The sequence below is a fragment of the Oceanibaculum sp. genome (assembly GCF_022449305.1).
GTDB classification, from domain to species: Bacteria; Pseudomonadota; Alphaproteobacteria; order Oceanibaculales; family Oceanibaculaceae; genus Oceanibaculum; species Oceanibaculum indicum.
Window position 1 is genome coordinate 1 of sequence record NZ_JAKUSO010000060.1, and the last position, 21,190, is coordinate 21,190.

25 protein-coding genes are annotated in these 21,190 nt (G+C 65.2%); 6 read left to right on the top strand and 19 right to left on the bottom strand.

The genetic code is table 11. The annotated features are described in order from the left end of the window. Nucleotides 1–106: 106 nt before the first annotated feature. Nucleotides 107–703 (top strand): superoxide dismutase, encoded by a 597-nt coding sequence (locus MK313_RS14855; RefSeq protein WP_287782566.1) that lies wholly within the window; start codon nucleotides 107–109, stop codon nucleotides 701–703. Between the two features lie 54 nt (nucleotides 704–757). On the opposite strand, the gene MK313_RS14860 is transcribed toward MK313_RS14855, so the two are convergent. The 4 genes from MK313_RS14860 to yajC form a co-directional block, all read right to left on the bottom strand. Next, the gene (locus MK313_RS14860; RefSeq protein WP_287782568.1) at nucleotides 758–1,138 is read right to left on the bottom strand and encodes an Mth938-like domain-containing protein; all 381 of its coding nucleotides are present in this window, start codon (nucleotides 1,136–1,138) and stop codon (nucleotides 758–760) included. A gap of 7 nt (nucleotides 1,139–1,145) precedes the next feature. Further along, on the bottom strand, nucleotides 1,146–2,084 hold the full coding sequence (gene secF, locus MK313_RS14865) for a protein translocase subunit SecF (protein ID WP_322098640.1): 939 nt from the start codon (nucleotides 2,082–2,084) through the stop codon (nucleotides 1,146–1,148). A gap of 13 nt (nucleotides 2,085–2,097) precedes the next feature. After that, on the bottom strand, nucleotides 2,098–3,672 hold the full coding sequence (secD, locus tag MK313_RS14870; RefSeq protein WP_008944664.1) for a protein translocase subunit SecD: 1,575 nt from the start codon (nucleotides 3,670–3,672) through the stop codon (nucleotides 2,098–2,100). Between the two features lie 72 nt (nucleotides 3,673–3,744). Then, entirely contained in the window at nucleotides 3,745–4,149 is a 405-nt protein-coding gene (gene yajC / locus MK313_RS14875; RefSeq protein WP_322095727.1) for a preprotein translocase subunit YajC, read from the bottom strand. A gap of 233 nt (nucleotides 4,150–4,382) precedes the next feature. Between yajC and MK313_RS14880 the strand changes: the two genes are divergently transcribed. Further along, nucleotides 4,383–5,243 carry an ATP-binding protein gene (locus tag MK313_RS14880; protein WP_008944666.1) on the top strand — a complete coding sequence of 287 codons (861 nt, stop codon included), beginning with the start codon at nucleotides 4,383–4,385 and terminating at the stop codon, nucleotides 5,241–5,243. On the opposite strand, the gene MK313_RS14885 is transcribed toward MK313_RS14880, so the two are convergent. From MK313_RS14885 to MK313_RS14955, 15 genes are all read right to left on the bottom strand, one after another. Beyond that, on the bottom strand, nucleotides 5,240–6,322 hold the full coding sequence (locus tag MK313_RS14885; protein ID WP_287782572.1) for a LysM peptidoglycan-binding domain-containing M23 family metallopeptidase: 1,083 nt from the start codon (nucleotides 6,320–6,322) through the stop codon (nucleotides 5,240–5,242). The two genes, MK313_RS14880 and MK313_RS14885, sit on opposite strands and share 4 nt — an antisense overlap. Nucleotides 6,323–6,378: 56 nt before the next feature. Then, on the bottom strand, nucleotides 6,379–7,035 hold the full coding sequence (locus MK313_RS14890; protein ID WP_008944668.1) for a protein-L-isoaspartate(D-aspartate) O-methyltransferase: 657 nt from the start codon (nucleotides 7,033–7,035) through the stop codon (nucleotides 6,379–6,381). A 21-nt stretch (nucleotides 7,036–7,056) separates the two neighbouring features. Beyond that, nucleotides 7,057–7,839 carry a 5'/3'-nucleotidase SurE gene (gene surE / locus MK313_RS14895; protein ID WP_121217709.1) on the bottom strand — a complete coding sequence of 261 codons (783 nt, stop codon included), beginning with the start codon at nucleotides 7,837–7,839 and terminating at the stop codon, nucleotides 7,057–7,059. After that, entirely contained in the window at nucleotides 7,832–9,109 is a 1,278-nt protein-coding gene (gene serS / locus MK313_RS14900) for a serine--tRNA ligase (protein WP_287782575.1), read from the bottom strand. Before serS ends, surE begins: the two co-directional genes overlap by 8 nt. Nucleotides 9,110–9,200: 91 nt before the next feature. After that, nucleotides 9,201–10,013, bottom strand: coding sequence for a twin-arginine translocase subunit TatC (tatC, locus tag MK313_RS14905; RefSeq protein WP_121217705.1), 813 nt, complete (start codon nucleotides 10,011–10,013; stop codon nucleotides 9,201–9,203). A gap of 13 nt (nucleotides 10,014–10,026) precedes the next feature. Beyond that, a complete protein-coding gene (tatB, locus tag MK313_RS14910; protein ID WP_287782576.1) occupies nucleotides 10,027–10,494 on the bottom strand; it encodes a Sec-independent protein translocase protein TatB in 468 nt (155 codons plus the stop codon). Nucleotides 10,495–10,558: 64 nt separating this feature from the next. Further along, a complete protein-coding gene (gene tatA / locus MK313_RS14915) occupies nucleotides 10,559–10,816 on the bottom strand; it encodes a twin-arginine translocase TatA/TatE family subunit (protein ID WP_121217701.1) in 258 nt (85 codons plus the stop codon). A gap of 146 nt (nucleotides 10,817–10,962) precedes the next feature. Beyond that, on the bottom strand, nucleotides 10,963–12,096 hold the full coding sequence (locus tag MK313_RS14920; RefSeq protein ID WP_287782578.1) for an ABC transporter ATP-binding protein: 1,134 nt from the start codon (nucleotides 12,094–12,096) through the stop codon (nucleotides 10,963–10,965). Between the two features lies 1 nt (nucleotide 12,097). Next, nucleotides 12,098–12,760 carry an SMC-Scp complex subunit ScpB gene (gene scpB, locus MK313_RS14925; protein WP_287782580.1) on the bottom strand — a complete coding sequence of 221 codons (663 nt, stop codon included), beginning with the start codon at nucleotides 12,758–12,760 and terminating at the stop codon, nucleotides 12,098–12,100. After that, nucleotides 12,757–13,551 carry a segregation and condensation protein A gene (locus MK313_RS14930; RefSeq protein ID WP_121217693.1) on the bottom strand — a complete coding sequence of 265 codons (795 nt, stop codon included), beginning with the start codon at nucleotides 13,549–13,551 and terminating at the stop codon, nucleotides 12,757–12,759. The genes scpB and MK313_RS14930 overlap by 4 nt, the downstream gene beginning before the upstream one ends. 2 nt (nucleotides 13,552–13,553) lie before the next feature. Beyond that, complete coding sequence (locus MK313_RS14935; RefSeq protein ID WP_008944677.1) at nucleotides 13,554–14,258, bottom strand: site-2 protease family protein; 705 nt, start codon at nucleotides 14,256–14,258, stop codon at nucleotides 13,554–13,556. Next, entirely contained in the window at nucleotides 14,255–15,268 is a 1,014-nt protein-coding gene (nagZ, locus tag MK313_RS14940; protein ID WP_121217691.1) for a beta-N-acetylhexosaminidase, read from the bottom strand. Before nagZ ends, MK313_RS14935 begins: the two co-directional genes overlap by 4 nt. A gap of 18 nt (nucleotides 15,269–15,286) precedes the next feature. After that, on the bottom strand, nucleotides 15,287–16,297 hold the full coding sequence (locus tag MK313_RS14945) for an SPOR domain-containing protein (protein ID WP_121217689.1): 1,011 nt from the start codon (nucleotides 16,295–16,297) through the stop codon (nucleotides 15,287–15,289). Further along, complete coding sequence (argS, locus tag MK313_RS14950) at nucleotides 16,297–18,048, bottom strand: arginine--tRNA ligase (protein WP_121217687.1); 1,752 nt, start codon at nucleotides 18,046–18,048, stop codon at nucleotides 16,297–16,299. Before argS ends, MK313_RS14945 begins: the two co-directional genes overlap by 1 nt. Next, nucleotides 18,048–19,226 (bottom strand): deoxyguanosinetriphosphate triphosphohydrolase, encoded by a 1,179-nt coding sequence (locus tag MK313_RS14955; protein WP_287782585.1) that lies wholly within the window; start codon nucleotides 19,224–19,226, stop codon nucleotides 18,048–18,050. The genes argS and MK313_RS14955 overlap by 1 nt, the downstream gene beginning before the upstream one ends. Before the next feature lie 122 nt (nucleotides 19,227–19,348). Here MK313_RS14955 and erpA point away from each other — a divergent pair, with 122 nt between their 5' ends. The 4 genes from erpA to MK313_RS14975 form a co-directional block, all read left to right on the top strand. Beyond that, nucleotides 19,349–19,711 carry an iron-sulfur cluster insertion protein ErpA gene (gene erpA, locus MK313_RS14960; protein ID WP_008944682.1) on the top strand — a complete coding sequence of 121 codons (363 nt, stop codon included), beginning with the start codon at nucleotides 19,349–19,351 and terminating at the stop codon, nucleotides 19,709–19,711. Nucleotides 19,712–19,801: 90 nt separating this feature from the next. Next, nucleotides 19,802–20,572 carry an exodeoxyribonuclease III gene (locus tag MK313_RS14965; RefSeq protein ID WP_287782587.1) on the top strand — a complete coding sequence of 257 codons (771 nt, stop codon included), beginning with the start codon at nucleotides 19,802–19,804 and terminating at the stop codon, nucleotides 20,570–20,572. A gap of 71 nt (nucleotides 20,573–20,643) precedes the next feature. Further along, entirely contained in the window at nucleotides 20,644–20,820 is a 177-nt protein-coding gene (locus MK313_RS14970) for a hypothetical protein (protein ID WP_176342573.1), read from the top strand. Nucleotides 20,821–20,922: 102 nt separating this feature from the next. Continuing rightward, nucleotides 20,923–21,190 (top strand): GFA family protein (locus MK313_RS14975; protein WP_287782590.1); only part of this gene is annotated, 268 nt, incomplete at its 3' end.

Below are 21,190 nucleotides of genomic sequence, written 5' to 3' on the forward strand. Positions count from 1 at the left end.
TACATGAAAGGTCATCCGGCGATCACCTATGCCGGACGTTTTCTCGCGAGCCGCCGCCTTTTACCGGCGTCTTCCCGCGCAACGGAACAAGCCAACGAGGAATATCATGCCCTTCGAACTTCCGGCCCTGCCCTACGCGCAGAACGCCCTGGAGCCGCACATCTCCGCCAACACCTTCAGCTTCCATCATGGCAAGCACCACAACACCTATGTTGTGAACCTGAACAAGATGATCGACGGCACGCCGCTCGCCTCGAAGTCGCTGGAGGAAATCATCCTCGACAGCGCCGGCGATGCCTCGAAGGCTGGCATCTTCAACAACGCCGCGCAGGTGTGGAACCACACCTTCTTCTGGCATTCGATGAAGCCGGGCGGCGGCGGCAAGCCCAGCGGCAAGATTGCCAAGATGATCGACGAGTCCTTCGGCTCCTACGAGAAGTTCGCCGAGGAATTCAAGGCTGCCGGCGCCGGACAGTTCGGCAGCGGCTGGGCCTGGCTGGTCGAGGATGGCGGCAAGCTGGCGGTCATGAAGACCCCGAACGCCGAACTGCCGATGACCAAGGGCAAGAAGGCGCTGCTGACCTGCGACGTGTGGGAGCATGCCTACTATCTGGACTACCAGAACCGCCGGCCGGACTTCCTGGCCGCCTTCCTGGATCACCTGGTGAACTGGGACTTCGCGGAAAAGAACCTGGCCGCCTGATATCTCCGGTCAGTCAAGACGAGTGCGGGGGCCTTTCGGCCCCCGTTTTCGTTTCTATTCCACCGCGATTAGCGCGGCGGCGACCCGGCGGTCTTCCGACATCAGCACGTTGTAGGTGCGGCAGGCTGCCCCGGTATCCATCGCGTCGATGACGATGCCTGCATCCCGCAGTGCCTGCCGCAGGGCCGGCGGCACGAAGCGCATCTGCGCCCCACAGCCGATCAGCAGGATATCGACTTCCGGTGTATCCGGGGCGGTGAAGGCCGACAGGCTGGCCTCGTCAATCGACTGGAAGTCGGTGACGGGCCACTCCAGGACGCGGTCCGGAAACACCAGCACGGAGCCTTCATGCACTGTGCCGGTGATCTTGAAGCGGCCGGCGCCATAGCTCTCGATAAGCTGCCGTCCCTCGGCGATGCGGGGGGTAACGTCCATCCGCCGATCAACCGGCCGTGGTCGCCTTGCCGGCATCTTCCGCCGCGTTGTCGCTGTCGCGGCGGAGATTCATGTAGGTCAGCACCGGCGTGGCGATGAAGATCGAGGAATAGGTACCGATCAGGATGCCGAAGATCAGCGCGCCGCTGAAATCGCGGACGACCGGTCCACCGAAGGAGAACAGAGCGACCAGGGCCAGGATTGTGGTGCCGCTGGTCAACAGCGTGCGGGCCAGCGTGTCGTTCAGGCTGAGGTCACACAGCGCGCTGATATCGAGCTTTTTGTACTTGCGCAGATTCTCGCGGATGCGGTCATAGACCACGACGGTATCGTTGATCGAATAGCCGGCGATGGTCAGGATCGCCGCCACCGTGGACAGGTTGAACTCCAGCTGCAGTACGGAGAACAGGCCGATGGTGATCAGCACGTCATGGATCAGCGTCAGCACGCCGCCGACGCCGAACTGCCATTCGAAGCGGAACCAGATGTACATCAGGATAGCGCCCAGCGCTATCAGCACCGCCAGGATACCGTCCTGAATCAACTCGGCACCAACCTTGGGGCCGACAAACTCGACACGCCGGTAGTTCACATCGTCGCCCAGCGCTCCCCGCACCGCCTCGATAGCGGCCTGCTGGCCAGCCTCCCCGCCATCCTGCTGCTGGATGCGGATGAGCACGTCCGTTTCGGCGCCAAATTCCTGCAAGGACACCTCACCCAGCCCGAGCTGGCCGAGGGTGGAGCGCATTTCGGACAGGTTTGCCGGCTGTGGCGTGCGGACTTCCATCAGGATGCCGCCGCGGAAATCGATGCCGAAATTCAGCCCCTGGGTCGCCAGCGACACCAGCGAACCGAGCATCAGCAACGCGGAGAGCGCGAAGCACAGTCCCTTGAAGCGCAGGAAGGGAACGTGCGGTGTGCCGGCGAGGAATTTCATGAATCGCATCGTCTCTCTCCGCTCAGATCGGCAGCGTCTTCGGCCGCGACCGGCGCAGCCAGAGCACGACGATGAGGCGCGTCACCATGATCGCCGTGAACATGGAGGTGACGAGGCCAATCGACAGGGTGACGGCAAAGCCGCGGATCGGGCCGGACCCGAAGATGAACAGCAGCAGCGCCGCGATGAAGGTCGTGAGATTCGCGTCAACGATGGTGGAGATCGCCCGGCTGTAGCCGGCATCGATGGCCGATACCGGCGGGCGGCCGTTCTTGGCCTCCTCGCGCATGCGCTCGAACACCAGCACATTGGCATCGACCGCCATACCGATGGTCAACACGATGCCGGCGATACCGGGCAACGTCAGCGTCGCCTGCAAGACCGACAGCGCGGCAACGATCAGCACCAGATTGACCAGCAGCGCGATGTTGGCGATCACGCCGAACAGGCCATAGGCCAGGACCATAAAGACGATGACCAGCACCAGGCCCAGCAGGGCGGCGGCTTCGCCGGCGGCAATCGAATCGGCACCAAGGCCGGGGCCGACCGTGCGTTCCTCCAGCACCGTCAGCGGGGCCGGCAGCGCACCGGCGCGCAGCAGCAGCGCGAGGTCCTGGGCTTCCTGCACGGTGAAATTGCCGGAGATGATGCCGCTGCCGCCGAGGATCGGTTCGCGGATCACCGGGGCGCTGATGACCTTGTCGTCCAGCACGATGGCGAAGGGACGGTTCACATTGGCTGCCGTGGCATCGGCGAAACGCTTGGCGCCCACCGAATCGAAGCGGAAGGAGACGACCGGCTCGCCATTGTTGAAGCTGGGCTGCGCATCGACCAGCGTGTCGCCACTAACCATCACCCGGCGTTCGATCAGATACATCTGTGCCGGACGGCCATCGGCGCCGACCTCGTCCGAGGGCAGCAGGGCGGAACCCGGCGGCACGCGACCGGCCATCGCCTCGCCCAGCGAGTTGCGGTCATCGACCAGGCGGAACACCATCTTGGCGGTCTGGCCGAGCAGCGCCTTGATGCGTTCCGGATCGTCCACGCCCGGCAGCTGGACCAGGATGCGGTCCTCGCCCTGACGCTGGATCGTCGGCTCGCGCGTTCCGGTCTCGTCGATGCGGCGGCGCACGATCTCGATGGATTGTTCGATGGCCGCCTGCTTGCGCGCCGTCAGCGCGCTTTCCCGCAAGGTCGCCACGATGCGCCCGTCGCTCTGCTCGATCGTCAGATCGCCATCGGCATCGCGCAGCAACGCCATGGCCCGGTCGGCATCCGCCGCTTCCCGCAGCCGGAAGACCACATTTTCCCCGGAGACGCCCAGATCGGTATAGCCGATCCGCTCCTTGCGCAGTTCGGTGCGCGCCAGATCGACCACCGACTCCAGCCGTTCCCGGACCACCGTGTCGAGATCGACCTCCAGCAGCAGGTGCGAGCCGCCGCGCAGATCGAGGCCCAGATTGATTTGCTGGAAATTCATCCAGCTGGGCGCCTTCTCGACAACCGAACGGTCAAGCAGGTTCGGTGTCGCATAAGCAGCACCGAGGAGACAGATCACCAGGACCAGTGCGATCTTCCACTTGGGGAAATGCAGCATTGTGGCCGGAACGCTCCGATGAAGGGAAAAGGGTCAGGCGACGGTGAAGCCGCCTTACTGCGGAAACCGGCCTTACGGGGCTTCCGTGCTGCCGGTTTCGGCCGGCTTGGTCTCAGCAGGCTTGGTCTCGGCAGGCTTCGCGCGGCTGCGGCTGGTGCGCTTGCGCGGCGCCTCGGCCGGGGCTTCCTCATCCTCGTCATCGTCGCTGGCGGCCTTGGCCGGCTCGGTCTTGGCCAGCACATCGGCGACCATGGCGCGGACGGCGCGGACGCGCACGCCCTCGGCGATCTCCAGCGTGAGTTCGTTGTCATCGTTGACGCGGGTGACGCTGCCGATGATGCCGCCATTGGTGACGACACGGTCGCCGCGACGGATGTTCGACAGCATTTCCTTGTGCGCCTTCACCTTCTTCTGCTGCGGACGGATCAGCAGGAAGTAGAACACGACGAAGATCAGCACCAGGGGGAGAAGCGACACGACGAAGTCGCCACCGCCTGCAGCCTGGGCATAAGCCGGGGAGATAAGCATTTGCGGCTCCTTGTTTTTCCGCCCGCAGGCGGTTAATTCATGGGGCGGACTATACCCGGACGGACGGCGATTGCAACAGCGCCGCACTTACCGAATCGACCCTGCCATGAGACACAGCCCGTTGACCCCGTGCGCGCGCAGCCACTAGGCTCCCCGCTCCGCTGATGTAGGTGGCTTCGCCCATGAATACGACCCCCGAGCTTCTGCCCTTGCTGACCCGTATCGCCGACGCGCTGGAGCGGCTGGCCCCCCCGGCTGTGAAGGCGGTGGATATCAATGCCGCCGATGGCTTCATCTGGAACGCCGAGAGCGCCAGCATGGACCCGGTGCCATCCATTTCCCGCGTCGAGCTGCGGCTGCTGCAGGGTGTCAAGCGGCAGCGCGACACGTTGCTGGACAATACGCGGCGGTTCGCACAAGGCCTGCCGGCCAACAACACGCTGCTGTGGGGCGCGCGCGGCATGGGCAAGAGCTCGCTGGTGAAGGCGGTGCACGCCGCCGTCAATCAGGAGTTTCCGGGCTCGCTGGCGCTGGTCGAGATCCATCGCGAGGATATCGGTTCCCTGCCCCAGCTTCTGAAACTGCTGAAGCAGGCCGGGCGGCGTTCCATCATCTTCTGCGACGACCTGTCCTTCGATGTGGCGGACAATGCCTACAAGTCGCTGAAGGCGGTGCTGGAGGGCGGCATTGAGGGCCGGCCCGAGAATGTGCTGTTCTACGCCACCTCGAACCGTCGCCATCTGATGGCGCGCGACATGATCGAGAATGAACGTTCGACCGCCATCAACCCGTCCGAGGCGGTCGAGGAGAAAGTGTCGCTGTCCGACCGGTTCGGCCTGTGGCTGGGCTTCCATGCCTGCGACCAGGACACCTATTTCGCGATGATCGAGGGCTATAACGAGGCGTTCGGCCTGGGCGTGCCGGTCGAGCAGCTGCATGCCGAGGCGGTTGAATGGTCGGTCGGGCGCGGCAGCCGCTCCGGCCGTGTCGCCTGGCAGTTCATCCAGGATCTGGCGGGCCGTTTGGGCAAGCCCCTGCTCTAACGCGGAAGTTCCGCGACGCCGCGCTGCAGGTAGGGTTTCGGATCGACCGCGCGGGAATTGCGCCGCACCTCGAAATGCAGCTGCGGTGTATCCACGCTGCCGGTGCGCCCCACGCGAGCGATGGCCTGACCGCGCCGCACCTCGTCGCCACGCCGCACCAGCAGCGCCTCATTATGCGCATAGGCGGTCATGTAGCCGCCGGCGTGGTTGATGAGCAGCAGATTGCCGAATCCCTTCAGCTCGCTGCCGGCATAGACCACAACGCCATTCTCGGCGGCCAGCACCGGCGTGCCGCGCGGCGCCGCGATATTGATGCCATCATTATGCAGCCCGCCGCCCCTTGGGCCGAAATCGGACAGGATGCGCCCGTTCACCGGCATCAGGAAGGTCGAGCCGCTGCGCGGCGGCGGTGCTTTCAGGATGGCGCTGGAACCGCTTGCCGGCGGCGGTGCGGCGGCGGTCTGTGACTGGGCGGGCGGAGAGCGCGGCTCCTCCGTCGAGGCCTGCGGCTCTGAAGGTGCCGTGCTGGGAGCCGGTTCGGCAGAGGGCGCGGGGCGCGTATTGGCCAGCGGCACCGTATCGTCGGCACGGGCAACAGCGGTTGTCGCAGGGGAGGCCTGCACGGCCGAGGGTAGGACCAGCCTCTGCCCCAGCCGGATGGTGAAGGGCGCCGACAGGCTGTTGGCGCGGGCCAGGCTGCTGACATCCACATCGTAGCGTCGGGCGATGCCATACAGAGTGTCGCCGCCGGCCACGACATGGAAGCGCGCATTCGGCAGACGCAGCACATCGCCGACCCGCAGCACATAGGGCGGCTGCAGATTGTTCGCCTCGATCATCGCCCGCAGAGGCACCTCATTGGCGCGGGCAATGCCGTACAGCGTATCGCCGCGCCGCACCGTCACAGTGCCCGGCATCCCCTGCCGCAGCCCATCGGATGGCGCGGAGGCGCTGGGCGGCAGGCGTGACGGGGTAATGCCGTTCACCACCGGGGCCGGCGGTCCGCTACGCGCACAGGAGGCCAGCGTCACCGCTGCCAGCAGCAGAAGCAGAACGGGGAACGGAAAGGGGCGCATCATGCCCCTCACTCTACGAAGCGCCCGGCATTCCGGCAACGCGCGAAGCAAGCCATCGCCTACCGCGCCTTTCCGGTCTCTTCGGGCATGCCGGCAATCAGCGGCACGAACCGCACGGCCCAAAGGGTCTCGGTCTGGAACCCCTCCTCCGTCCGGGTGACGCGCACGACATGCTGGTTTTCCGGACGCGGCCCCAGCGGCAGCACCATGATGCCGCCGACCCCGAGTTGCTGCATCAGGGTTTCCGGCATTTCCGTCGCGGCCGCCGTGACCAGGATGCGGTCGAAGGGCGCCTGCTCCGGCCAGCCCTTGGTGCCGTCTCCGACCTTGGCGGTGACGTTGCTACAGCCCAGCGCTTCCAACCGCTGTTCCGCATCCCGCAGCAGGTCGCGATGCCGCTCGATGGTATAGACCCGGCGGAACAGCTGCGAGAGGATCGCCGTCTGGTAGCCGGAGCCGGTGCCGATCTCCAGAACCTTCAGCCGGTCGCCGGGATTGAGCGCCTGGGTCATCATGCCGACGATGGTCGGCTGGCTGATGGTCTGGCCGCAGCCGATGGGCAGCGCGGTATTGTCGTAGGCCTGATCGTCGAAGGTCCGGGGCACGAACATCTCACGCGGCACCCGCTCGATGGCCGACAGCACACGCGTATCGCCCACGCCATTGCGGCGCAGCTCCATGATCAGCCGTATCTTGCGGGCGTCTTCGGCGCTCACGCGGGCCCCCTTTCCCCGATTCTAGTCCAGCACCGTCTGCAATGCCTTCAGGGTCGCGGCATGCGTCATGTCCATATGGATCGGCGTGATAGCGATATAGCCGTCTCGTACCGCCGCCAGGTCGGTGCCGGCCTTGGCCTGTTCCTCGCTCTTGATCAGCCCGACCCAGTAATAGGGATTGCCATAGGGGTCGGTGCCCGGCTGCACGGCGGAACCGATCTGCCGCTGCGCCTGCCGGGCCAGCCGGATGCCCTTCACGCCCTGCCCGCCGGTATCCGGGAAATTCACATTGATCAGCACGCCCTTCGGCCAGCCCACTTCCAGCACCTTGCGGATCACATCCGGCCCGTGCTGCTCGGCGGTGGACCATTTCGGCGCATGCTTGAAGGCGATGGCCTGGCTCAGCGCGATCGAGGGCAGGCCCAGCAGCGTTCCCTCCATCGCCGCCGCGATGGTGCCGGAATAGGTTACATCCTCGGCCATGTTGGCGCCCCGGTTCACGCCGGACAGCACGAGATCAGGCCGCTGATCCTTCAGCAGCTCGTTCACCGCCAGCAGCACACAGTCGGTCGGGGTGCCGTCCACGGCATAGCGCCGCTTGGAGACCTCCCGCAGCCGCAACGGGCTGCGCAGCGTCAGCGAATGGGCGGAACCGCTCTGGTTCTGCTCCGGTGCCACCACCCAGACATCCTTCGACAGCGCCCGGGCGATCTTCTCCAGCACCTTCAGGCCGGGCGCGTTAATGCCATCGTCGTTGGTGACGAGGATGCGGCACTTCTCAAGCGGCTTATCGAGCTTAAGCATCGCGGGCAATGACCTCCATGCCGCCGAGATAGGGCTGCAGCGCCTTCGGCACGGTCACCGAGCCATCCTCATTCTGGTAATTCTCAAGGATGGCGACCATGGTGCGGCCGACCGCGAGGCCGGAGCCGTTCAGCGTGTGCACGAAGCGGGTGCTCTTCTCCCCCTCAGGGCGGAAGCGCGCCTTCATGCGCCGCGCCTGGAAGTCACCGCAGTTGGAGCAGCTGGAAATCTCGCGGTAGGTGTTCTGCCCCGGCAGCCAGACCTCGATGTCAAAGGTCTTGCGCGCGCCGAAGCCCATGTCGCCGGTGCACAGCACGACGGTCCGGTAGGGCAGCTCCAGCCGTTCCAGCACGGTCTGGGCGGCCTGCGTCATCCGCTCATGCTCCGCATCCGAATGGTCAGGATGGGCGATGGAAACAAGCTCCACCTTGGTGAACTGGTGCTGGCGGATCATGCCGCGCGTATCCTTGCCGGCCGCACCGGCTTCCGAGCGGAAACAAGGGCTGTAGGCAGTGAAGCGCAGCGGCAGCTCCCTCTCGTCGAGGATGGAATCGGCCGCCAGATTGGTCAGCGGCACCTCGGCGGTCGGGATCAGCCAGTAATCGTTGGTGGTGCGGAACAGATCCTCGCCGAATTTCGGCAGCTGGCCGGTGCCGTACAGAACATGGTCGCGCACCATGTAGGGCACTTGCGTCTCCGCATAGCCGAATTCCAGGGTGTGGATGTCCAGCATGAAGGCGGCCAGCGCCCGTTCCAGGCGGGCCAGATGCTTGCGCAGCACGACGAAGCGCGCGCCCGACAGCTTGGCGGCAGCATCGAAATCCATCATGCCGAGGCCTTCGCCGATGTCGAAATGTTCCTTCGGCTGGAAGGCGAAATTGCGCGGGTTACCCCAGCGCCGTACCTCGACATTCTGGGTTTCGTCCTTGCCCTCCGGCACATCGGCCGCCGGCAGATTCGGGATGCCGGCGAGGATGGAGTCGAGTTCCTCGCCCAGCGCCTTCTCCTCGGCTTCGAGGGCGGCCAGCCTGTCCTTGATATCGGCGACCTCCGCCATCAGCGCCTCGGCGTCACCGCCCTGGCGCTTCAACTGGCCGATTTCCTTGGAGGCCTCGTTGCGGCGCGCCTGCAGGGTCTGAAGCTCCGTCAGCACGGAACGCCGCCGCGAATCCTTCGCCAGAATATCGGCGGACAACGGCGCGATCCCCCGGCGGGCCAGGGCGGCGTCGAAGACGGCGGCATCGTCGCGGATCAGCTTCAAATCGATCATGGGGCTATCGGTCCGGTGTGACGGGTGGAGGCGGCAAGGGTTATAGCCGCTTCACCGGACTCCGTCCAGAAACCGCCCGCGGCTGTTACGTTCAGGAAGCCTCTTCTTCGGCCTTTTCGGCTGCTTCCTCTTCCGCTTCGCGCTCGGCCTTCTTGCGCTCGGTAATGCGCACCGACCAGATCGAGATTTCGTAGAGGATGAGCAGTGGCACGGCGAGGCTGATCTGGCTGATCGGGTCGGGCGGCGTCAGCAGCGCGGCGGCAATGAACATGACGACGATAATATAGCGCCGCTTCTGCCGCAGCCCGTCGGCGGTCACCGCGCCGATGCGGCCCAGCAGGGTCAGCAGCACCGGCAGCTCGAAGGCGAGGCCGAAGGCGAAGATCAGCGTCATGACGAGGCCGAGATATTCGCTGACGCGGGCTTCCAGCTGGATCGGCAGGGAGCCGTCGGTGCCGCCGGTCTCGAAACCCAGGAAGAATTCCCAGGCCAGCGGCATCACCACGTAATAGGCCAGCGCACCGCCCATGAAGAACAGGATCGGCGTCACCACCAGAAAGGGCAGGAAGGCCTGTTTCTCATTCTTGTAGAGGCCAGGCGCTACGAACATCCACAGCTGCGAGGCGATGACCGGGAAGGAGATGAAGAAGGCCGCCCACAGCGACACCTTCACATAGGTGAAGAAGGCCTCGGTCAGATTGGTGTAGATCATCCGGCGCCCGGCATCGTGGCCCAGCACGTCGGCCAGCGGCTGCACCAAGAAGGCGTAGATATATTCCGACACCATGTAGCAGCCGAGGAAGGCGATGAAGAGCGCCCCCACCGAATACATCAGCCGGTTGCGCAGCTCGACCAGATGCTCGAGCAGCGGCATCTTGTTGTCGTCGGGATTCTCGGAGACCATTCCTTAAAGCCCCTTACGACGTACCGGATTTGGAATCGGACTTCGTTGTGTCCGTCGCCGGAACGGTTTCCGCCTGCTGTTCGCCAGTGCTGGCGGGTGGCAGGGGCGCGTCGGCGGGTGGTGGCAGCGGTTTTGTCTTTTCTTCGGCCTTCGGTTCCGCCGGCTTTGCCTTCGGGCTCTCCGCGGAATCGATCCGGTCCGGGGCGATATTGATATCGAACTCGCCCTTCGGGTCCACCTGCTCCTGCAGTGCCTTGGTGATGCCCTTGCCCTTTACGTCCTCAAGCTGCTTGCGGACGTCGTCAAGCTCGGCTTCCCGGACCATCTCATCGACATGGCCCTGAAATTCGCGCGACACCTCCCGCACCTTGCGGATGGCACGTCCGAGGGTCTTCAGCGCATGGGGAAGTTCCTTGGGACCGAGGATGATGATCGCCACAAGCGCGATCACCGCCATCTCGCCCCATCCCAGATCGAACATTACGAATTACCGTCCTTTGATGGGACGCCATTGCGGCCGGATATACCGGCCGCCGCCGGCAGGCTCAGCTCTTGGCCGGCTCGTTCTTCTTGGTATCGTCAGCGGCCGTGGAGTTCGTGCTGGCGGTATTCGCGGGCTGGGACGGCGTCTGGTCCAGCGTCTTCGCCGGCTCGGGTGCCGTCTCGTCCTCGTCCTTCATGCCGGACTTGAAGCTTTTGACCCCCTTGGCGACATCGCCCATCACCTTCGGCAGCTTGCCCGCGCCAAAGATGATCAGGACGATCACCAGAATGAGGATAACCTGCCAAAAACCGATGCTCATGGTACCAATTCTCCGATGCTTCCCGTATTCCGGGGGTAATCAGCTTGTTTGTCTCGTTCCAACTGGTGCTACCGCCCTGACTTGTGCCGGGATAATGGCACGAAGCCCAACGGCAGGCAACGCGTCCTCATGCCCGAAATTTCGGGTCAGCAATCCTGCCCTGCCGGGAAGATGAATATCTGCCTTGGGTCGAGGGAAATCGGTAGCTTCTCGCCCTCCTGCGGCAGGAAAAGCCCCGGCACGCGGCAATGCAGGTGCAGGGGCTCTCCTTCCACACCAGCCGTATCGAGTTCCAGATGGATCAGGCTGGCGCGGCCGAGCATGCGCGCGGTCAGGACACGGGCCACACCCTGCCCGTCACCCGGCATCGCCTCAGCGCCAAGCTTCAGTGCTTCGGGGCGCATGATCACCTCGACCGCAGCGCCATCGGGAAAGCCCGGCGCCGGCAGCCGGCCGAGCGGTGTGGCGACATGGCCGCCCTGCACTGTCCCGGCGATCCGGTTCACGTCCGAAAAGAAGCCGGCAACATAGGCGCTGGCCGGCTGGTAGTAGATGTCCACTGGCGATCCCAGCTGCAAGAGGCTGCCGGCGCGCATCACCGCGATGCGGTCGGCCATGAACATCGCCTCCTCCGCATCATGCGTGACCATCAGGGTGGCCGCGCCGCTGTGCTTCAGCGCATGCAGCGTGTCGTCGCGCACCTGGCTGCGCAGCTGCGCATCCAGGCCGGAGAACGGCTCGTCAAGCAGCACGATGCCCGGTTCAGGCGCCAGCGCGCGCGCCAGGGCCACGCGCTGCTGCTGGCCGCCGGAGAGCTGGTGCGGGTATTTCTGCGCATGCGCGGCCATGCCGACCTGATCCAGCACTGCCAGAGCGCGTTGCCGCCGCTGGGCGGCCGGCATCCGGTCCAGCCCGAAGCCGACATTGTCGATCACCCGCAGATGCGGAAAAAGCGCGAAATCCTGGAACACGAACCCGACGCCGCGATGTTCCGGCGGCAGGCTGGCACCGGGGCGCGCCACCGTGCGCCCGGCAATGGAGATAGTGCCTTCCTGCAGCGTCTCGACACCTGCGCACAGGCGCAGCATCGTCGTCTTGCCGCAACCGGAAGGCCCGACCAAGGCCACGACCTCGCCCGGCGCAATCGACAGGCTAACCCCGGCAACCGCCCGGTTCACCCCGTAATGATGAACGATGTTCTCGATCCGGAGGATGGCGGTATCGGTTTCGGTTTTGCTCTCTGTTTCAGGGGCGCGCTGCGCCATCGCTGCCTGCTGCACGTCAGAATTCCTCATCGTCGAGCATAAGGGGCTCGGCGCCCTCTTCATCGTCCTGTCCGGATGACATATCGGCCTCCTCCTCGCGCATCGCAATGGTTGCGAGGCTCGGGCGCTTGTCGAGCAGGCCGGCGGCCTTCAGTTCCTCGACTCCCGGAAGCTCCTTCAGGTCGGCGATGCCGAACTGGTCGAGAAACACATCGGTCGTCACCCAGGTCAGCGGACGGCCCGGCGATTCGCGCCGGCGGCCGGGCTTCACCCAGCCGGCTTCAAGCAGCACGTCCAGCGTGCCCTTGGACAGGCCGACACCGCGCACCTCCTCGATCTCCGCACGGGTGATTGGCTGGTGATAGGCGATGATCGCCATGGTCTCGATGGCGGCGCGCGACAGCTTGCGCAGTTGGGTGCGCTCATGCGCCATCTTCGGCGCCAGATCGGCAGCGGTGCGGAAGGCCCATTTGCCGGCGATACGGGTCAGGACGACGCCGCGATTCTCATAGATCGCCGAAAGGTCGGCCAGCAAGCCCTTGATATCGATTCCATCCGGCAGCCGTTCCAGCAAGGTGGCCTCGGCCACCGACTCGCGCGCGGCGAACAGAATCGCCTCCAGCAACCGCAGCGCCTGCGCCCGCTCGCGCTCCGAGATGAGAAGCGGCGTCTCGTTCATTGCGGGGGCTCCGGGGTGCCGGATTTGGCCCTAAGATAGATCGGCCCGAAGGTCTCGCCCTGGCGCAGCTCCACGGTGCCCTGCTTCACCAACTCCAGACTGGCAACAAAGGTCGCGGCGATGGCCGAGCGCGCGATCAGGCTGTCGCGCAGATCCGGCGGCAGGAAGCTCTGCAGCATCGCCCAGTCCGGCACCCGGCCGACCAGCACCCGCAGTCGCTCCAGCGCATCCTCGACCGAGTAGAGCTGGGTCGGGGCGATCCGCAGCGATTTGTGCTCGGTACGGCGGCGGAAATCGGCATAGGCCTTCAGCAGATCGTAGAGCGAGGCTTCGTACCGTGTCAAAATCACCGTGGGGAACTGCTCCTCCGCCCCGCGCGCGAAGACATCCTGCCCGAGCTGCGGCCGTGCCATCAAACGCACGCCGGCCTCCTGCATCGCCTCCAGCCGGCGCAGCTGGAAGGCCAGCGCTTCCGCCATCTCGGCACCACTCGGCTCCGGCTCACCCGGCGGCGCTGGCAGCAGCAGGCGCGACTTCAGGAAGGCCAGCCAGGCTGCCATCACCAGATAGTCGGCGGCGATCTCCAGATGCAGCCGGCGCGCCTGCTGGATGAAGGCGAGATACTGGTCGGCCAGCTTCAGGATGGAGATGCGGGCGAGATCGACCTTCTGGTCGCGGGCCAGCGTCAGCAGCAGGTCAATTGGCCCCTCGAACCCTTCCAGATCGAGGATCAGCTGCGCCGGCATGGCGACCGGCACATCCTCCTCGAAATCGTCGGGCCGCTCATTCATGGTCAGATCACGCCGCTGATCGCCAGGATGCCGCGCGCCAGATATTCCACCGGCGCCAGGATGATCCATTCGGTGATCGGGAAATGGATGCCGAACTGCGCCAGGCCGAAGGGAATCAGGAACAAGAGGCCGATCACCAGCACGAGGCCGGCGCGCTCCAGCCGGGCCAGCCTTATCGCCAGCTCGTAGGGCAGGATGCCGACGGCGACGCGGCCACCGTCGAGCGGCGGGATCGGCAGCATGTTGAAGACGGCGAGCACCAGATTAAGCCAGATTGCGTTCTGCAGGTTTTCCGCTGTCCAGTATGCCACAGTTTCCGGCAGGACGGGCACGAGATGCAGCATGAAGGCCGCCAAGAAGGCGAGGATGATGTTCGCCCCCGGCCCGGCTGCGGCAACGAAGACCATATCGCGGCGCGGATTGCCCAGCCGGCTGAAATTCACCGGCACCGGCTTGGCATAACCGAACAGGAAGGGCGCGCGCAGCAGCAGCAGCAGGCCTGGCAGCAGGATGGTGCCGACCGGATCGACATGTTTCAGCGGGTTGAAGGTCACGCGGCCCAGGCTCTTCGCCGTCGGATCGCCCAGACGCCAGGCGACATAGCCATGTGCCGCCTCATGGAAGGTGACGGCCAGCAGCACCGGCAGCACCCAGACCGACGCGCCAATGAGGATCTGCCCCAGATACTCCAGGGACGTCTCCATCATCGCGCGAGCAGCGCGTCCAGCCGCGCCAGCGCCTCCGTCCTGTCGAAGCCGGACTGTTCGGGCGGAAGCCGCATCGCCCGGCCAAGACGTCGCGCCGAGGCTGGCGTCAGGGGGCGGATGGCGTTCGCCACCTCCTCCATCTCCGCCATATCGCCGCTGCAATGCAGGACGAGATCGCAGCCAGCATCCAGACAGGCCACTGTGCGGTCGGCATAGCTGCCACCCAGCGCCTTCATGCCGATATCGTCGGACATGAGGCAGCCCTGATAGCCGATGATCTTGCGGATGACCTGTTCAATCACAACAGGAGAAATGGTGGCTGCCCGCTCAGGATCAATGGCGGTGTAGACGACATGCGCGGTCATCGCGAATGGCGCATCGACCAGTGCGGAGAAGGCGCCGAAATCACTTCTTTCCATTTCCTCGACGGTGGCATCAACGACCGGCAGGTCGAGATGGCTGTCCACCGTGGCGCGGCCATGGCCCGGCATATGCTTGATCACCGGCCGCACACCGCCGGCGAGCAGCCCGTTGGCGACCATCAGGCCGAGGGCGGCCACCGCCTCCAGCGTGTCGCCATAGGCGCGGTCGCCGATGATGCCGTGGGTTTCCGGCCGCAGGATATCGACCACCGGGGCGCAATCGACATTGATGCCATGCTCTGCCAGCTCTGCCGCGATCAGGCGGGCGTTCAGATAGACGGCCTCCATCGCCGCCTCCTCGTCGCGCTGGTAGAGGTCGGCAAAGGCGCCTGCCGGTGGAGTCTGGCGCCAGTGCGGCGGCTTCATGCGCTGGACGCGGCCGCCCTCCTGGTCGATCAGGATCGGGATATCGCCGCGCCCGAGGCAGTCGCGCAGATCGCCGGTCAGCCGCTTCAGCTGTTCCGGGTCGCCGCAATTGCGCTGGAACAGGATGAAGCCCGCCGGATCGCAGCCCCGGAAGAAGGCGCGCTCGGTGGCGCTCAGCTCAAGACCGGCAAGGCCGAAGAATACGGCGCTGGGAACGCTCATCAGACTGTCACCGGCCGGTCAGGGACGCACGACCAGGCAGGCCTGGTTCTTCGCCTTCAGCGCGGTGCAGGCACGCTCAGCCGCGGCCTCGTCCAGCGGGCCGGCCTGGATGCGGTGGTAAATCCCCTTCCCGGCGCCAAGATCGACGCGCTGCACGGTCAGTGACAAAGCGCCAAGCTCCTCCTTGTAGCGGTTCTTCAGACGGTTCCACTCCTGCTTCGCGGCCTCATCGCTGCGCACAGCGGCAAGCTGGACCTTGAAGCCGCCGCCGCTGACCGCGGCGATGCTCGCCTGCTGCGTCTGAGCCGGCGCCGGGGCTGGCTTGGGCTCGGCTGCGGGCTGAGGCGCGGGCGCAGGGGCTGGAGCTGGCTGGGGTGCCGGAGGCTTTGCCGCCTGCTGCGTCTGAGCCGGCGGATTGGCCGGCGCATTGGCGGGGGCATCCTGAGGCGGTTGCGGCGCGGGTGCGGCGGACGGTACCGGAGGCGTGCCCTGCGGAACAACCTGGGGTGCAGGTTGCGGCGTGGCTACGGGCCGTTCTGCGACGCTTTGCGACGGCAGCGGCTGGCTCTGGGGCTGGGCCGGCGCAGCAGCGGAAGGCGCGGGCTCGGGCGCCGGCGGCGGCTGCAGGGGCTCCGGTGGCGGCGGCAGCAGCCGCTCGACGGTCTGCGGTGCTTGGCCTTCCGGCAGCAGCCGCTGGAATACCTGCTTGTCCTGATGCGGCACCTGCAACCCGCCCGGCTGTTCCGGGCGGGCCTTGGTCGGCCCGTCATCGGCCTTGATCACCGGTGCCACGGTGGAGACGCCGCTCTGCACCCCTTGCGTGTAGGCGTACCAGACGATTCCGCCAAAGGCGCCGACCGCGAACAGTGCGATGAAGATCGGCAGGGCCCGGCTGCGCGGCTTGCCGCCGCCATCGCCTGCGCCGCCGTCGCGCCCCCCGTCTCGTCCCCGGCGTCCGCGCCGGAATTCATCCGGTTCCGGCGGCAGCGGCGGACGGTCCATCGGGTCCTGATCGCGCTCGTAGCTCATTACATTTCCTCCGCCGGTACGACGCCCATGACTTCAAGTCCCGAGGCGATGGTCACCGCGACCGCCCGCACCAGCGCCATGCGCGCCAGGGTGATGGCATCGTCGCCCGCAATGATGAAGCGCAGCGCCGCCTCGTCCCGGCCCTTATTCCACAACGCATGGAACTCCGCCGCAAGCTCTTGCAGATAAAAGGCGACCCGATGCGGCTCATGCGCCTCGGCAGCACTTTCGACAAGCCGCGGCCAGCCGGCCAGACGCCTCATCAGCGCCAGCTCCGCAGGATCATCAAGGCGGGAAATGTCGGCAGCCGCGAGCGATGCATCATCCAGCTTTTGTCCCGGCAGCGCCTCGGCGGCATGGCGCAGCACCGAATGGGCGCGGGCATGGGCGTACTGCACATAGAACACCGGATTGTCGCGCGACTGCTCCGTCACCTTGGCGAAGTCGAACTCCAGCGTCTGGTCGTTACGCCGAGTCAGCATGATGAAGCGCACGACATCCTTGCCGACCGCCTCGATCACATCGCGGAGGGTTACGAAGGTGCCGGCCCGCTTCGACATGCGCACCGGCTTGCCATTATCGAACATATGGACCAGCTGGCAGGTCTTCACGTCGAGCTCGCCCTTGCCGCCGGTCACGGCCTTCACTGCCGCCTGCATGCGCTTGATATAGCCGCCATGATCGGCGCCCCAGATGTCGATCATGGTGGCATAGCCGCGCTGGAACTTGTCCAGGTGATAGGCGATATCGTTGGAGAAATAGGTCCAGCTGCCATCCGACTTCTTCAGCGGCCGGTCCACATCGTCGCCGAAGGCCGTGGCGCGGAACAGCGTCTGCGGCCGGGGTTCCCAGTCGTCCGGAGTCTTGCCCTTGGGCGGCTCCAGCACGCCGGTATAGACATGCCCGGCCTCGGTCAGCAGGCGCAGCACCGCATCGACCTTGCCGGCCTCGACCAGCGCGCGCTCGGAGGAGAACACCTCCTGCTCGATGCCCAGCAGCTTCAGGTCGTCCCTGATCTCGCCCATCAGGAAGGCAACGGCGAACTCGCGGATCGGCTCGATCCATTCCGCCTCGTCCCTGCCCTTCCACTTGTCGCCATCGCGCGCCACCAGCGCCGTGCCGACATCCTTCAGATATTCGCCCGGATAGAAGCCCTCCGGGATATCCGCCGGCCCCTCGCCCAGCGCTTCCAGATAGCGCAGATAGGTGGAGCGGGCGAGCGTGGCGACCTGATTGCCTGCATCGTTGATGTAATATTCCTTGCAGACCGTATAGCCCGCCTTCTTAAGCAAATTGGCCAGCGCGTCGCCGACAACCGCGCCGCGCGCATGGCCGGCGGTCAGCGGGCCGGTCGGGTTGGCTGAGACATACTCGACATTGACGAGCCTGCCCTCGCCCAGCGTCGAATTGCCGAAACCGGTACCCAGCTTCAGGATACCGGAGACCTGCGCGCGCCAGACCGCATCGTCCAGCCGCATGTTCAGGAAGCCCGGACCATCGACCGAGGTTTCCGTCACAAACTCGATGGCATCCAGCCGCGCCTTCAGCTTCTCCGCCAGGTCACGCGGCTTCTGGCCCGCCGGCTTCGACAGCACCATGGCGGCGTTGGTCGCGGCATCGCCATGCGCGGGATCGCGCGGAGGCTCCACGGTCACACGGTCCAGCGCCAGGCCGGATGGCAGCTCGCCATCGGCCATCATCGCTTCGAGCGCTGCATAAATACGGGATTTCAGGTCATTGAAAATATTCATTATGTTCTGTCTGTGATATCGAACAGCCGGTCATATTCCCGAAGCGCAAAACGGTCGGTCATGCCGGCGATATAGTCCGCCACGACACGCGCCGTGCGGGGAGTCTGCGGGGCATCCGTCTGCACCCGCCATTCGGTTGGCAGGCATTGCGGTTCCCGGAACAAAAGCTCGAACAGGTCATGCACGAGGCGCCGCGCCTTGGAGGTCATGCGGTTGACCAGATAATGCCGGTACATGCGCTCGAACAGGAAGGTGCGCAGATCCTTGTGGTGCACCATCATCTGCTCGGAAAAAGCGGCGGTCGGCGCGCCGGCCTCCCGGATATGTTGCGCCGATTTCGGCTGCCGGCGGAGCAGCCGCTCGCGCGTCTCGGTCAGCAGGTCGGTCACCATGGCATTGATGACGCGGCGCACCAGCTCATGGATCAGGCGGGACCGGTCGAGATCGGGATGGCTTTTCCGCAGGCCTTGCAGGATCGGCCCGACCAGCGGCATGTCGATGATGTCGGCAATATCGAACAGCCCGGCACGCAGCCCATCGTCCAGATCGTGGTTCTGATAGGCGATATCGTCGGAGAGCGAGGCAACCTGCGCCTCCAGCGAAGCGAAGCTGTCCAGCTCCAGATCGAATTTCGCGCTGAAATTCAGGATGCCGGGCTGTGCCTTGCGCGTGGCCAGCGGTCCGGTGACCGGGCCATTATGCTTCACCGTGCCTTCCAGGGTCTCCCAAGTCAGGTTCAGCCCGTCGAAATCGGCGTAGCGATGTTCCAGCTCGGTCAGCACGCGCAGCGTCTGGACATTATGGTCGAAGCCGCCATAGGGCTGCATCGCCTCGTCCAGCGCCTCCTCCCCGGCATGGCCGAAGCAGGTGTGGCCGAAATCGTGTGCCAGCGCCAGCGCCTCAGCCAAATCCTCGTTCAGCCCCAGCGCCCGGCTGATCGAGCGCGCGATCTGCGCCACCTCCAGGCTGTGCGTCAGGCGGGTGCGGTAATGGTCGCCCTCATGATAAACGAAGACCTGGGTCTTGTGCTTTAGCCGGCGGAAGGCGGCGGAATGGATGATGCGGTCGCGGTCGCGCTGAAAGCAGCTCCGCTCGGGGTGTTCGGGCTCCGGATGGAGCCGCCCCCGGGAACTCTCCGGATCGCAGGCGTAAGGCGCTAGACTGGTGTCGCTCGACATGCTGGGGAACCTACAGGCGCGCGTGTCCCGACGCAACGGGCTGTAAATTCTCCGCAATTGAAAAATCCGCCAAATTCCCTAGATTTAGGTCAGTTCATTTCCCGCTCTCGCGGAAGGATCGGATGATGTCGGATAGCACTGTGCTGGAACGTCCCAACAGCGTCGGCCTCAGCGCCAGCGCGGCGCGGCAGGTCGCCAAGCTGCGCGCCCAGGAGCCGGGCGGCGAGGCTCTCATGCTGCGCCTGTCGGTGACCGGCGGCGGATGTTCCGGCTTTCAGTACAATTTCTCCTTCGATGACGAAGTCCGCAGCGACGATGCGGTCTTCGAACGCGATGGGGTGAAGCTGGTGGTCGATGAGATGTCGCTGGAACTGCTGGCCGGTTCCGAGGTCGATTATGTCGAGGAACTGATCGGCGCTTCCTTCCAGGTGAAGAATCCGAACGCGGCCTCCTCCTGCGGCTGCGGCACTTCTTTCGCGATTTAAGAAGCTGGCGCGATCTAGCAAGCAGCGATCGCGACCGTTACACTCCGGGGCCCGCCTGCGCGGGCCCTTTCGTTTTGGAGCAAGCCCACCGTGAAAATCGCCACCTTCAACGTGAACTCGATCAAGGCCCGCCTGCCCAACGTGCTGGAATGGCTGAAGGAGGCCGATCCGGATGTGGCGCTGCTGCAGGAGATCAAATGCCAGGCGGCGGATTTCCCGGTGATGGAATTCCAGGCAATGGGCTATCAGGTCCAAGCCGTCGGCCAGAAGAGCTATAACGGCGTGGCGCTTCTCTCGAAACAACCGGCCGAAAATGTGCTGCAAGGCCTGCCCGGCGACGAGACGGACGAGCAGGCCCGCTATGTCGAGGCCACGGTGCAGGGCGTGCGCGTCGCCTCCCTCTACCTGCCGAACGGCAATCCGGTGGACAGCGAGAAGTACCCCTACAAGCTGGGCTGGATGAAGCGACTTAAAGCCCATGCCGCAGCATTACTGGTGAGCGAGCAACCGGTCGTGCTGGCCGGCGACTATAATGTGATCCCGGAACCGCGCGACTGCTACGATCCCGCCGCCTGGGCGGGAGACGCCCTGTTCCTGCCGGAGACCCGCCGGCATTTCCGGGAAATCGTGAATCTGGGCTATACGGACGCCTTCCGGGCCATTCACCCGCAGCGTGTCGCCTACAGCTTCTGGGATTATCAGGCCGGCCGCTGGCCGCGCGATGAAGGCATCCGCATCGACCACCTGCTGTTGTCTCCGCAGGCTGCCGACAGGCTGCGCGACGCCGGCATCGACAAGAAGGCGCGTGGCCGCGAAAAGGCCTCTGACCACACGCCGGTCTGGTGCGAACTAGACTCCTGAGGCTTTTGCAGGTAGGTATATCAGCAGGCGGTTAGAAGGCCGCCCTGCAGGATTACCGAAAGGAAGCCAAAATGGCGATTGGTCCCGTCGATACCACCGGCCTTGCCGTGATCGGCATGCGCAGCGAAAAGCAGCAGGCGCAGGTTGCCGCACAGGCGGTTACCCAGGCGCTGGAAGCCACCAAGCAGATCGCGCAGCAGGCTGCCTCCTCCTCTTCCGGCAGTTCCTCGGTCGATATCTCCGTCTAGGCATTTACGCATAGACCATCCCTGAAGCGGCGGACCAGACGGTTGCGCCGCTTTTTCGGCTGCGTTATGTTCTCTTTATGTTCACTGGCAAGGGAGGGGGCGATGACCGAAGCACGCTATGAAGGCGGTTGCCTGTGCGGCGCTGGCCGCTATGAGGCGACGGGGCCGGTGCGTCAGGCTGGCTGGTGCCATTGCCGGCTGTGCCAGCGGTCGGTCGGGGCGCCTGCCGTGCCGTGGGGCAGCTTCTTCCTGGAGAATTTCCGCTGGACCAAGGGGAAGCCGGCCCTGCACCACTCGACCCCGCAGGCCGAACGCAGCTTCTGTGCCGAATGCGGCACCTCCCTCACCTTCCGCTATCTGACCACCGAAC

Excerpts from the sequence above, each read along its gene's own strand:
- argS (WP_121217687.1), bottom strand. The coding sequence starts at position 18,048 with ATGAATATTTTCAATGACCTGAAATCCCGTATTTATGCAGCGCTCGAA.
- MK313_RS14970 (WP_176342573.1), top strand. The coding sequence starts at position 20,644 with ATGGCGATTGGTCCCGTCGATACCACCGGCCTTGCCGTGATCGGCATG.
- serS (WP_287782575.1), bottom strand. The coding sequence starts at position 9,109 with ATGATCGATTTGAAGCTGATCCGCGACGATGCCGCCGTCTTCGACGCC.
- MK313_RS14945 (WP_121217689.1), bottom strand. The coding sequence starts at position 16,297 with ATGAGCTACGAGCGCGATCAGGACCCGATGGACCGTCCGCCGCTGCCG.
- tatB (WP_287782576.1), bottom strand. The coding sequence starts at position 10,494 with ATGTTCGATCTGGGATGGGGCGAGATGGCGGTGATCGCGCTTGTGGCG.
- MK313_RS14935 (WP_008944677.1), bottom strand. The coding sequence starts at position 14,258 with ATGATGGAGACGTCCCTGGAGTATCTGGGGCAGATCCTCATTGGCGCG.
- erpA (WP_008944682.1), top strand. The coding sequence starts at position 19,349 with ATGATGTCGGATAGCACTGTGCTGGAACGTCCCAACAGCGTCGGCCTC.
- tatA (WP_121217701.1), bottom strand. The coding sequence starts at position 10,816 with ATGAGCATCGGTTTTTGGCAGGTTATCCTCATTCTGGTGATCGTCCTG.
- MK313_RS14880 (WP_008944666.1), top strand. The coding sequence starts at position 4,383 with ATGAATACGACCCCCGAGCTTCTGCCCTTGCTGACCCGTATCGCCGAC.
- MK313_RS14860 (WP_287782568.1), bottom strand. The coding sequence starts at position 1,138 with ATGGACGTTACCCCCCGCATCGCCGAGGGACGGCAGCTTATCGAGAGC.
- MK313_RS14955 (WP_287782585.1), bottom strand. The coding sequence starts at position 19,226 with ATGTCGAGCGACACCAGTCTAGCGCCTTACGCCTGCGATCCGGAGAGT.
- secD (WP_008944664.1), bottom strand. The coding sequence starts at position 3,672 with ATGCTGCATTTCCCCAAGTGGAAGATCGCACTGGTCCTGGTGATCTGT.
- MK313_RS14855 (WP_287782566.1), top strand. The coding sequence starts at position 107 with ATGCCCTTCGAACTTCCGGCCCTGCCCTACGCGCAGAACGCCCTGGAG.
- scpB (WP_287782580.1), bottom strand. The coding sequence starts at position 12,760 with ATGAACGAGACGCCGCTTCTCATCTCGGAGCGCGAGCGGGCGCAGGCG.
- MK313_RS14885 (WP_287782572.1), bottom strand. The coding sequence starts at position 6,322 with ATGATGCGCCCCTTTCCGTTCCCCGTTCTGCTTCTGCTGCTGGCAGCG.
- surE (WP_121217709.1), bottom strand. The coding sequence starts at position 7,839 with ATGCTTAAGCTCGATAAGCCGCTTGAGAAGTGCCGCATCCTCGTCACC.
- nagZ (WP_121217691.1), bottom strand. The coding sequence starts at position 15,268 with ATGAGCGTTCCCAGCGCCGTATTCTTCGGCCTTGCCGGTCTTGAGCTG.
- secF (WP_322098640.1), bottom strand. The coding sequence starts at position 2,084 with ATGCGATTCATGAAATTCCTCGCCGGCACACCGCACGTTCCCTTCCTG.
- tatC (WP_121217705.1), bottom strand. The coding sequence starts at position 10,013 with ATGGTCTCCGAGAATCCCGACGACAACAAGATGCCGCTGCTCGAGCAT.
- MK313_RS14930 (WP_121217693.1), bottom strand. The coding sequence starts at position 13,551 with ATGAATGAGCGGCCCGACGATTTCGAGGAGGATGTGCCGGTCGCCATG.